The 9,518-nt window shown below is 60.3% G+C and carries 7 protein-coding genes and 1 pseudogene; 4 read left to right on the top strand and 4 right to left on the bottom strand.

Features of this window, described 5'->3' with window-relative positions:
- Positions 1-117 (top strand): annotated as a pseudogene (locus BRX43_RS19320) (IS5/IS1182 family transposase); the annotation flags it as partial.
- A gap of 106 nt (positions 118-223) precedes the next feature.
- Here BRX43_RS19320 and BRX43_RS19315 read toward each other — a convergent pair.
- Positions 224-952 (bottom strand): hypothetical protein, encoded by a 729-nt coding sequence (locus BRX43_RS19315; protein WP_125996693.1) that lies wholly within the window; start codon positions 950-952, stop codon positions 224-226.
- Positions 953-1,333: 381 nt separating this feature from the next.
- Between BRX43_RS19315 and BRX43_RS19310 the strand changes: the two genes are divergently transcribed.
- From BRX43_RS19310 to BRX43_RS19300, 3 genes are read left to right on the top strand one after another with little or no spacing between them, the layout of a single operon-like run.
- Positions 1,334-2,335, top strand: coding sequence for an SDR family oxidoreductase (locus tag BRX43_RS19310; RefSeq protein WP_125996692.1), 1,002 nt, complete (start codon positions 1,334-1,336; stop codon positions 2,333-2,335).
- Between the two features lie 5 nt (positions 2,336-2,340).
- Positions 2,341-4,161, top strand: coding sequence for a glycoside hydrolase family 15 protein (locus BRX43_RS19305; RefSeq protein ID WP_125996694.1), 1,821 nt, complete (start codon positions 2,341-2,343; stop codon positions 4,159-4,161).
- A gap of 28 nt (positions 4,162-4,189) precedes the next feature.
- Positions 4,190-5,083, top strand: a complete 894-nt coding sequence (locus BRX43_RS19300) for an SDR family oxidoreductase (protein WP_125996691.1) — start codon at positions 4,190-4,192, stop codon at positions 5,081-5,083.
- A 197-nt stretch (positions 5,084-5,280) separates the two neighbouring features.
- On the opposite strand, the gene BRX43_RS19295 is transcribed toward BRX43_RS19300, so the two are convergent.
- The 3 genes from BRX43_RS19295 to BRX43_RS19285 form a co-directional block, all read right to left on the bottom strand.
- The gene (locus tag BRX43_RS19295; RefSeq protein ID WP_125996690.1) at positions 5,281-6,039 is read right to left on the bottom strand and encodes an alpha/beta fold hydrolase; all 759 of its coding nucleotides are present in this window, start codon (positions 6,037-6,039) and stop codon (positions 5,281-5,283) included.
- Entirely contained in the window at positions 6,036-7,193 is a 1,158-nt protein-coding gene (locus BRX43_RS19290) for a DUF3182 family protein (protein ID WP_125996689.1), read from the bottom strand. Before BRX43_RS19290 ends, BRX43_RS19295 begins: the two co-directional genes overlap by 4 nt.
- Positions 7,194-7,417: 224 nt before the next feature.
- The gene (locus tag BRX43_RS19285) at positions 7,418-8,254 is read right to left on the bottom strand and encodes a hypothetical protein (RefSeq protein ID WP_125996688.1); all 837 of its coding nucleotides are present in this window, start codon (positions 8,252-8,254) and stop codon (positions 7,418-7,420) included.
- Positions 8,255-9,518 lie beyond the last annotated feature (1,264 nt).

Here is a 9,518-nt window from a genome sequence, read left to right as displayed (position 1 = left end):
AACCGATGCCGACGCCTCGCCAAGGACTGGGAGGCTTCCATCGCCTCGTCAGAAGCATGGCTCATCATCGCATCCATCAGGCGAATGACCCGCCGTATTGCAAAGCTCGAATTATGAGTCGGGCTCTTAGGAAAATTAAAGCTCTGCCTGAACGAATGTCCGAAGGTGGAAGGCGGGCAGGGTGCCCGGAACGACCGCTTCTAGGTCAATAGAGGAACTCAGCCTATCGCTCCGCAGCGGCCGCAGCGATATGGTGCGGATCGTCCTTAGGCCCATCGTTAACATTTTCGCTGCCTCCGAGTCCGCCGCCACCCATACCACCACCGCCACTGCCCCCGCCGTTTCTGCCAGCATCGTCCTTATTGCTGCCGCCTCTGCCGCTGCCGGACGACGCCGGACGCGTGGGTCCTTGCATTGCGATAATCAGGTCAGCCGGGATCGGGTCGAGATCAAGCGCATCGCGCACGAACGCACGCAGCGACACGACTAGCTCGTGCGTGTGAACCGGGTGGCCCGCGACCAGCTCGTGAACTGCCTTGTCCGCTAACCGGACATGCTCCTCGGTACCGAGCAGGATGATATCGGACAGCGCGGCCTCGACTGCGTCGCGGATGCGGCGCGTGCGGTCCGATCGCGCCGTTCCTTCCGCACTGAGGTCCAACGCGGCCATCGGCTCCCCTGCGACGCCGCCCTGCTCTCGTCGCTGCAGGTCCCGTCGGTGTGTCGGATCCACAGTTAGATCCCCTGTGAATGATCCGCCAAGGACTTTATAGGCGGCGATAAGTGTCCTGAGACGCTCGTTGATCTGTCGGTTCATGCGCTCACGGCGCTGCTGAAATGTCATTTGGGTAAGCAGACGAATGCCAACTCCCAAGAGCGTAAATAGCGCCAGCCCGAATATGGTGGCGAGCAGGCTCTGCCAAGAGCTGAAATCCAGACCGCGCAAGTGCATTCCCCTAATCACAATCTCTGTAACGCCCGTCGATCTTGCAGGTGCCGTAGAGCGGTACGACGGTGAAGAGAGCCCGTGCGATTTCACTCCGTATAATGCAGCTGAACAAATTTCCGAAAATTGGAAAGCCACGAACCTCCATTAAGTTTTGCCTTTTGGGGCGTGGCATCCATCCGAGTTCCGATTGAGCTTCAGCCCAAAAATCATCGCTAACTACATCGGCTCGATGATTTAAAGGGTGTGCGCCCTTGTTGGGTCTCACGATCCAAGGGCGCAGCGCCAGCACATTTCACCGAAGAGCAAAGCAAGAGGTGGCGACCAGTTCGCCACTTGAGCGTTAAGCGGTCGAGCAAGCTTCTTATTGGGAACGAGACCAACCTTATGAAGACCGTCGTAGTAACGGGCGCGAGCGCCGGTATCGGCCTCGCGACTGCGGATCGCTTCGCGCGTAGCGGATGGCAGGTGGCGATCATCGCAAGGGACCCCACACGCCTCGGCGAAGCCAAGACGATGCTTGAGCAGCATGGCGGTAAAGTGCTGGCGATCTCAGTCGACGTTGCCGATGCGAAAGCCGTCGACGAGGCCGCGGATAAGGTCGTCACCGAATTTGGCGCGATCGACGCCTGGGTCAACAACGCCATGTCGACGGTAGTTGCTCACGCGCACGACATCACGCCGGAAGAATATGCCCGCGTCACCGGCACAACCTACCTGTCGCAGGTCTACGGAACGCTTGCCGCGCTGCGTCACATGCGTACGCGGGATCAGGGGGCGATCATCCAGGTGTCGTCCGGCCTTGCGATCCGGGCCGCCCCCTTGCAGGCTGCGTATTGTGGCGCGAAGGCTGCGGTGGGCGGGTTTACGGACTCGCTGCGCTCAGAGCTGATCTCGGACAAATCAAAGGTTACGCTCAGCGTTGTGTATCTGCCCGGTGTTAATACGCCGCAGACGAGCTGGGCACGCACTCACATTGGCCGTGAGCAAATCATTCCCGATCCACTCTTCGACCCGCGCCTTTGCGCCGAAGCGATTTGGACCGCAGCGCACGATCCTCAACGTGAGTTCTGGGTTGGGCGTTCGACACTGATGATGGCGCTCGGGCAGTCGGTCGCACCAGGCTTCTCCGATCGTGAGGCAGCCGGAATGCTCGACAAGCAGCAGGGCGATCCGATGCCCGATCGCGCTGGCAATCTTGACGAGGCGGTTCCGGGACCGGCGCAGATCGACGGAAATAGTACCGACCGGGTGAAGGGCAGCCGCCGCGAGTTCTTCACGAGCCGTCAGCGCGATATGCTGAAGGTAGGCGTAGTGGGTGGTCTGCTGGGTGCGGGTGCTTTGATGGGCGTTGGTGCGTCACGCGCGCTGCCGCGTCTTCTTCGTTGACCGGGGTGCTGGCGCGGCTGCTGCCGCAGCATCATGAGCGTATCGAACTTGGCGTTCGCAAAGACGGCTATCTGCCGCTTGAGCAATATGGCGCGCTTGGGGATGGCCGATCCGTCGCACTGTCCGGTGCCGATGGATCGATCGACTGGTGGTGCGTGCCGAACATGGACTCGCCTCCACTGTTCGACCGATTACTCGATGGTGAGAATGGTGGATGCTTCACGCTCCAGCCTGATCGGCCGTTCACGGTCGAGCGCCGTTATCACCCTGCCAGCAACGTACTCGAGACGATCTTCACGACGCCAAGCGGGCGAGCCAAACTAACCGAATCTCTGAATAGCGGCACGGCTGGGCGTTTGCCTTGGGCCGAGTTGGCGCGGCGGATCGATGGGTTGGATGGCACCGTTCGCTTCAACCTGACGATGAAGCCCGGTCGACGGGGCGATACGGTCAATCCATACCACTCGAAGATCGGCGACCACACAGTCTTCCATGTTGAGCGCGTTCTTGGTCTCTTTGTCTGCAGCGACACGGTACATTGTGACTGGGCCGATGAAGGCATCACCGGGGAAGTGACGGTGGCTGCTGGCGAGCGTCAGACTGTTGCGGTCGTAGCTGGTCGCGATGAACCTCTGGTGGCGCCAACAATTGAGCAGATCGACGCACGAATCGACATATCAGATCAGGAATGGCGGGATTGGAGCGAGCACGTCGCCTACACGGGCGAGGACCGCGACGCGTTCCTGCGCAGCGCGCTGGCGCTGAAGATCCTGCTCTATTCACCATCTGGCGCCATCGCAGCTGCGGCAACGACATCCATCCCGGAAGGTATCGGCGGAGCCAAGAATTACGACTATCGGTACGCCTGGATCAGGGATGCCGGCTACACGATCAAGGCGTTTTTAACGGCAGGTCTTGAAGCCGAAGCGAAGGCTGCGTTCAGTTGGCTGCTCGATCAGCTGCGCAGCGTCGGCACCCGCGTGGTTTATACACTCGACGGCAAGGTCGTGCCTGGCGTGTCCGAATGGGCCATGCCAGGGTATCGGGGATCGACCCCGGTCCGCACTGGTAATCAGGCAACTGACCAGCGCCAACACGGCGTTTACGGGGACATTTTCGAGACGGCCGCCTGCTTCGTGGGGTGTGGCAATATCCTCGACTCCGCGAGCGCGGAGCTGCTCTCGCACCTTGCCGATGAATGCGCCGACAGCTGGCGCCTGCCTGATGCGGGTATGTGGGAACTCGAAGAGCCACAGCATTATACTATGTCCAAGGTGAGCTGCTGGCAGGCTCTGGCCCGCGCCGTGGAATTGGCGGACCAGGGTCAGCTGCCGACCACGTGCCGGGAACGCTGGTCGCGTGAACGTGACCGCATCAAGGACTGGATCGAAGGCGAGTGCTGGTCGGAGAAGAAGCAGGCCTTCGTCATGTACCCGGGTACCGACAAGCTCGATGCCTCGTTGGCGCTTGCTGTCCGCTTTGGCTTTGATGGTCATGGTCGCCTACTGGCCACGATGGATGCGATTGATCGTGAGCTCGGCAGCGGTCCTTTTCACTACCGTTATACCGGCACGGACAAGGAAGAAGGGTGTTTCCTCGCCTGTTCCTTCTGGATGGTGGAGGCCCGGGCGGAACTCGGTCAACGGCCTGAAGCGCGCCAGCGGTTCGATAGGTTGAACGAAGCGTTGTCCCACGGACACGGCATCCTTTCCGAGATGATCGATCCGGCGAGTGGTGCGTTTCTCGGCAACCTTCCTCAAGGTCTCAGCCATCTGGCGCACATCATGGCGCTGTCCGTTCTCGACGAGGCAGCGGCCTGCAACTGACTCTGATCCTATCGCAATGGAGATAAGCATGACCGACCGTCTGACTATGCAGGATCCTCGCTCCCAGTATCCGCAGCCACCTTTCCCGCGACAGCCGCAGCCTGTCCCAGGCGAAGCGTCAAAGATGGATCCCGTGCCTGACCATGGCGAAACGAGCTACAAGGGCTCAGGCAAGCTCATCGGACGCAAAGCGCTTATCACAGGCGCCGACAGCGGCATCGGTCGCGCGGCTGCTATCGCGTTCGCACGTGAGGGTGCCGACGTTGCCCTGTCATATCTAGAGTCCGAGAAGAACGATGCGGCCGAGGTCATCCAGCTGATCGAGGCGGAGGGGCGCACCGCCGTCGACCTGCCCGGTGACATCACCGACGAAGAGTGGTGCAAGACACTCGTCGCGCAGGCTGTCGAAAAGCTTGGCGGGCTCGACATCCTCGTCATCAACGCTGGACGGCAGCAGAACCGTGAGGACATCTCGAAGGTCACGTCGGAGGATTTCGACAAGACCATGAAGACCAACCTCTATGCGATGCACTGGATCGCACAGGCGGCCGTGCCGCACCTGCCGGCAGGCGGCTCGGTCATCACCACCGCCTCGATCCAGGCCTATGAGCCGTCCGCGATCCTGCTCGATTATGCGACCACCAAGGCGGGAATCGTCGCCTACACCAAGGCGCTCGCCAAGCAGTTGCTGGAGAAGGGCATTCGCGCCAATGTCGTGGCTCCTGGCCCGTTCTGGACGCCGCTTCAGGCATCCGGTGGTCAGCCGCCTGAGGCGGTGATGAAGTTCGGTTCGGAAAGCCAGTATGGCCGCCCGGGTCAGCCTGTCGAGATCGCGCCTGTCTACGTGCTGCTGGCGAGCCAGGAAGGCAGCTATATCAGCGGCGAGGTCTACGGCGTCACTGGTGGTGCTGGCGTCGCCTGACAATGAAAAGCCCCGGTCAGTCCACACTGATCGGGGCCTTCAATATGAAATGGCATCTTCTGTCCCAAAGGGGGGCGCTTAAGTCATCTGCAGCATCCTGATCGCCAAGCCAACTCATTGCCGCCTCTAAGATCATTATAAACGCATCTCTGACGTTGGAAAAGCGGGCAAAGGACTCGAAATAACCCATCTGGGTCTTAGCGGTAGGTAAGCCGACTGGCGCGAACCATCTCCTCGATCCAGCCAGTGAGCAGCGTGGCGTAGATGCGCTGATGCTTTGGGTCACGCATCGCGTGCGAGGCTCCTGGAATGATGCGGTGGCTGAGCGAGTTGGTTTGGCGAAAGGCGGCCTGCATAGACAGCATGGCCTCTCGCGGTATTTGTTCGTCGCATTCTGACTCGACGATCAGCACGTCGCCCTGGAACGAGGCACAGGCGGACAGGGCACGGTCAGCTTCGGAGGAGTGGGGTTGCTGGCGGTAAGCCCGCACCACGGCCTTGTCGAGCTTGGCCTTGGGCGTATCCCAATGCTCATCCGGGTAGAGGGCGGGTACTCGCATTGCGAGCCACCGGATCGGACGTTGCGCCGTAAGCAGCATCGCGAGATAGCCGCCATAGCTGGTGCCGACGACCCCGATCGCATTACGATCGACCAGCGGCTGTGCGGCGAGATAATCATAGGCGGCCAGTACGTCATCGAGGCCATCCTGCCGGGTGACCTGATCCTTGGCCGCATCGCTGCCGGCGTGGCCGCGCAAGTCGAAGGTGAAGCAGACGCAACCGAGACGCGCCAGTTCCTCCGCGTGGCCAAGGTCCTCATCCTGATCGCCACCCCAGCCATGGATGAACAGGAAGCCGGGCACGGGCACTTCGGGGCGCAGGACGGTGCCGACCAGCTTCTGATCGGCCACCGCTAGGGAAACCTTGTCCCGATCAATCACATCAGGCTCGGTCATGCATACCTCATCGCATATTTGGTCATCGCGCCGACGACCGGGTCGACACCTTGATAATAGACTGTCGCTCCCACTGGTGGAGTGACCAGATCATAGATCTCAACCGTCGAACAGCGCACCTGCACCGTGTCGGGTTCAGCGCGGAATGCTTCCAGCGCCGCGATCTCCGCCCCGCTGGCACCACCAACCCGCCACGATTGCTCGAGCACGCCGATCCGGCGAGCACCCTGTGCATCGCTTCCTTCGATCACGTCGTAGTTGCGCCGCGTCAGGATGATGTCGGGGTAGGCGGCATGGGCAGCCGCATCGAAGATCGCGGCGCAGCGCACGGCACGGGCGAGATGATCGGGCAGGTCCAGATCTGCCAACTTGGCGAACCCGCCACGTACAACGTGAAGGTCCGAGCCGCCATAGACTTCTCGACCTTTGTGATCGGTGGTGAGGTTCTGGGTGCCCCAGTAGCTGATCGTCTGTCCGGCCAGCTCGACCATGCCAACGCTGTAGGTGACAACGTCGGTCAGATTTTCTTCCAAAACGATGCCGCAATCTGCCAGAGCTGCTGCATCCTCGCGCGTAAGCGCAGCGTCAAGGGCTTCCTCGTCGCAGACAACCTCCTGACCCAGCCCGGCCTTGCCGCATACGTCCTTGATGCGAACGGGCCCCTTGGCGAGCAAGCGGCGGCCAGCCTTTGCCGCATCGGCATGCGTGAAGGCGGTATAACCTGGCAATGCGGCATCGCCCATCAATCTGGCCATGTCGACCGGCCATTCCGCAGGACGCGCGGCATCGTCATCGACCAGACCGTGGGTAATCGCTTTGGTGCTGATGAACGTTGCGGGCACCACGCCGCCCAGAATGTCGCCACGATCAAAGATGCCCGCCTTACTGGCCGCATCCGCCTCCAGCGCATCCCCCGGTACCAGCAATGCCGTCATGCCTGACGCCTCCTCCGCGTCGACGGGATCGAGAAGTGATTGGTCGAGCAACGCCGCGATCCGCGCCAGCAGGGTGGCGCGCGACGCCCGGTCATGGACATTGCCTGCCGGATGAGCATGGTCGACCAACGCCGCTACGCCATTGGTCTGCCAGGGCAGCATAGCTGGAGTGAATGGCGAGAACGTCGCCGGATCGCGAACCTCGAAAGCGCTGAGCATGCCGTTCACCTTGAAGGAGGAGAAGGCTCAACGGACTGTTGCACAGCTGGTTCATCCCACATTCAACAATCTGCTGTCGATATGTCTTGGGTTATCGCCTGACCATTCAACTACACATCAGCGGTACGCCGATGAACTCTAACCCTCGTGACAATAAACGCTACCGAGAAGACCTTGGCGCATTGAGGCTAGCTCGCACAATGGGGCAGCCTGCAGCATGAGGATCAATCGTCGCGTGTGACGCGAGCATCTCCATCGCTGTCGCGCATCGCCCATGGCTTTAGTCGGCGGGACACCATCGGACGAACCAGCCACGTCATGAGTGCGACGAGGAAACAGGATTGGAGCAGTGCACGCAGATACCAGGGCGGCTGTTGCGGCAGCAACTGCACTGCACCATTGAACAGCAGCACGAGTGGCAGGACGCCAACCCAGCTTATCAGGAACAGCTTCCATTTTGGCCCATCCCCGTCGCTTGGCAAGCGAACCACCGCTTGAGGCCCTGGCACTTCCTGCACTCGCGGGGTGGAAAACTGGTCGCCTTCGCTCATCAGCTTCGCAAACTCGTCGGATCGCTGCCATGCTGCGAGCGTACTGGCCGATACAAAGCGTTGAAGGGTATGAAACAATCCCCCGGTCTGCTCGATCCGAACGCAGCCACGATGACCGTGCGCACTTGCAGCGCTACGGTCAACGCGGTCGGACCAGTCGCGGAACTTGTCTTCCGTTCCCTTGGCTAACACCCGCGTGACGACCAACGTGACGCAAGCTTCACCCTCAATGTCTTGATTGCCACGTGCCATCCGCCCCCAAAGGCAGAGGAAGCCAGTCAGTTCCCCCCAATTTTGCCATTTCACGTGTGGATCAAGTTTGAGGCAACGAATGAGGAAGCCGTCGAGCTTGCAGGCCGATTGTTCATCACAGGGCGATACGACGGAGCAAAGGGCATGCCGAAGGTGCCGGAGTTCTTTCTCTGTGCACACATCATCCGAAAGACACCGGCAACTAATTACCGGGCACGCTTCCGCATTGTGACGGATGACTGCGACGAGGGTGCTCAAATAGGCTGTCTAAATGCCCGCTTGCCGTAACGAGCAAGTGTCACATACGGAAATGAACAAGCGGCCGAACTTGGGCAGTGGCAAACCAGCCACGAACGTCCACTTGTGGGTCTTCTCGCGGAGGGGCAGAGTGGCTGCTCTCGCCCACTTCTCACCGTCTGTGCCTCGGGTGGCGCTGCTCGAAAGCGGACGCTACGACAGGTTTGGATTGGAGGACGAGCAACATGAGGGCAGCGTTCTGGCGCCTTGCGCACAAGCACTATCAAGGGCGTCAACCAGTGCTGCTGGTCGTTGTAGCTGCGTTCACGTGGTTCGCGTTCTTCGCGTTCGTTTATGGGGCGGGCCTATTGGCGGGTTGGCGGCCGAATACTTCGAAGGCAATTGTCGGCCTCCTTTTGATTGGCGGTCCTCTGACCGTGGGCGTCCTGCATCGTCGTATCCGGATCGAAGCGTCAAAGGCACCCGGCGCACTCTACAGGAAGCGGCTTCTAACGCAGCAGTAACCCACTGAACGTCCATTCGTTTGTCTGGCCAGTCAGAAGCTGCCATTCCGCTTTCTTCCGACTTTCAGCCATCTGCGTTTAAGCTCAAGACGCAGCAGGGGTACGACTAGGGTATGGCCGCCCCGGTTTAAGCCTTGCCTGTGAGGGAATAGGCTGTGCGCAGCGCACGGAATGTCCGCCTTCTATCGCAAACAATCGGAGCGGCAGGATAAAAGACAGGATTGCATACGTATCATCCACGCTTATCCTCAACCTCCCCAATGGAGTGGTGATGATGATTACAATGTTGCTCCTTATGATGGCTGCGGGTCCACCAACATCGGCACGTTCAACCCCTGACAGCGACAGCCAAGTATGTCGCGAACGGCGTTCGCCAGGATCTCGCATTCCCAAGCAGACGTGCCGGACCGAAGCTGAATGGCTTGCTTTCGACAATGAAAAGCGCCAGCGGGATCGGTTCTGGGATGATCTGCGCAACCGCGCTTACCCTGTTTCCAAGCATTGATTAGCAATGTAGCGTCGCTTGAGGCCAGAAGCGGCCTTTACGACGCTACAGCCGCACCCGTTCTGACGTGATGGGTTGGACGACCCCTGCACCAGCGTAGCTGTGCAATGATGTGGTCGTTGAGCCACGTCTAGAGCGGGATGACGTGGGGCTGAATCGATGGGGATTTCCATGGAGGCGCTGATCTGATTCAAGGGCAGGCTGGCGGAGGAGGCCGGTCTGCATGGCGAAGCCGTATTCGATGGACTTGCGCGAC

The sequence above is a fragment of the Sphingomonas sp. S-NIH.Pt15_0812 genome (genome assembly GCF_003951315.1).
Lineage (GTDB): Bacteria > Pseudomonadota > Alphaproteobacteria > Sphingomonadales > Sphingomonadaceae > Sphingomonas.
The sequence above is the reverse complement of the archived record's forward strand: the minus strand, read 5'-3'. Positions and strand labels throughout refer to the sequence as shown.